This is a genomic window from Mitsuokella sp. oral taxon 131 str. W9106 (genome assembly GCF_000469545.1).
Taxonomy (GTDB): domain Bacteria; phylum Bacillota; class Negativicutes; order Selenomonadales; family Selenomonadaceae; genus AWVT01.
In genome coordinates this window covers 1-1,407 of record NZ_KI273062.1, presented here as the reverse complement: position 1 = coordinate 1,407, position 1,407 = coordinate 1, and the positions used below count along the sequence as shown (strand labels likewise).

Sequence of the window (1,407 nt, the reverse complement as noted above, 5' to 3'; positions counted from 1 at the left end):
ATAGGCCTCTCCCCCAACCTTTCCATGCCTGCCAAGGGCGATGCGAACGGCAGGACAACTTCTGCCGTTGCACCGGGAACGATTGAGATTCACGAGAATCCCACGCAGGACATCTCTGCCCCCAGTCGTGATACGAACAACGCTTTGAACGAGCTTGGGCACATCTTTGACAAGCAAAAAATCGAAGAGCAACAGGAACTGGCCAAAGCCTTCGGTGAAGAAGCCTTCCGCCTCGCCCATAACCTCCCCGACGACGGAAGCGGCCGAAAAGTCACCGTCCATGCCATCATCGGCGGCATCATGAGCCAGATCACAGGCGCGGGGTTTGCTTCTGGTGCCATTGGCGCAGGAGTCAATGAGGCGATCATCGGCGAGATCAAGAAGATCAAGGATCCCGGCACCGCGCAGATTGTCAGCGCGATTGTAGGGGCTGCGGCAGCTAAGGTGGTCGGTGGCAATGCAGCGGCTGGTGCGGCTTCGGCGGCGAGTGGGACGAAGAATAATCATGCAGCACTAATACCTCTCATCACCTTATTCGGAGAAGCCACTATAATCGAAGAAGGTGCGGCAATAGTAATCGCTGGAATAACCTATTGGGCAGGTGATTGGTTATATGAAAAATATTATTATTGGAAAGCTGACCAAGAATACCCACCTTCAGATGAGCACACAACTACCGAAGATGGGGAAGGCTTTAAACCAACAGGAGAACCTAACTCTTCTAGGGACAAGGTAAGTGATGATGGATCGCTTGTTACGAGGCGATGGTATGATGGAGATGGTCGTGCTTACAAAGATGTAGATTTTACCAATCATGGGAATCCAAAGCAACATCCAAAAGTACCACACGAACATACTTGGGAATGGGACGAAGCCGGCAATCCTACAAGAAATTGAGGTGCTCATATTGAAAAACACGTTAAGATTTAATTTCCCTAATAAATGGGGGATATATCTTTATCATATTTTAACCCCTTTAGAAAGATACAGTAATGGATATTGGCTAGTATCTAATACCCAAATATGGCGGAAAGTAGAGAGTGATTTCATAAATCTTTTTTGTGAGGGATCCTATATAACAAACGCAGAATTTTTTTCAACTATACAAAAATCTGATTACTACATCGTTTCAGGGCACTTTCAGTTAAATAAAAACAATATAAACAATTATACAGATACTAATATCATGCTTATAGTCAAAATCAATGATAGTATTTATGTAGAAATGGCTACTGATGATTATGATCTCTTTAACAAGCTATACGTGAATGCCCAAAAAGAAAATTTTTCCAATATAGAAGTTGCTCCATAATCATATTCGGCTGAGCACTTAAGAACATGTAATAGAATTTGACTATATAACAGACAACAAAGTATAGGCCTCTCCCCCAACCTTTCCATGCCTGC

General features: G+C 44.3%; 1 protein-coding gene and 1 pseudogene. Both read left to right on the top strand.

Annotation, left to right across the window (positions count from 1 at the left end):
• Positions 1-897: pseudogene (locus tag HMPREF1985_RS11615) on the top strand (hypothetical protein); the annotation flags it as partial.
• Positions 815-1,312 (top strand): DUF2691 family protein, encoded by a 498-nt coding sequence (locus HMPREF1985_RS11835; protein ID WP_081695823.1) that lies wholly within the window; start codon positions 815-817, stop codon positions 1,310-1,312. The pseudogene HMPREF1985_RS11615 and the gene HMPREF1985_RS11835, both read left to right, overlap by 83 nt.
• Positions 1,313-1,407 lie beyond the last annotated feature (95 nt).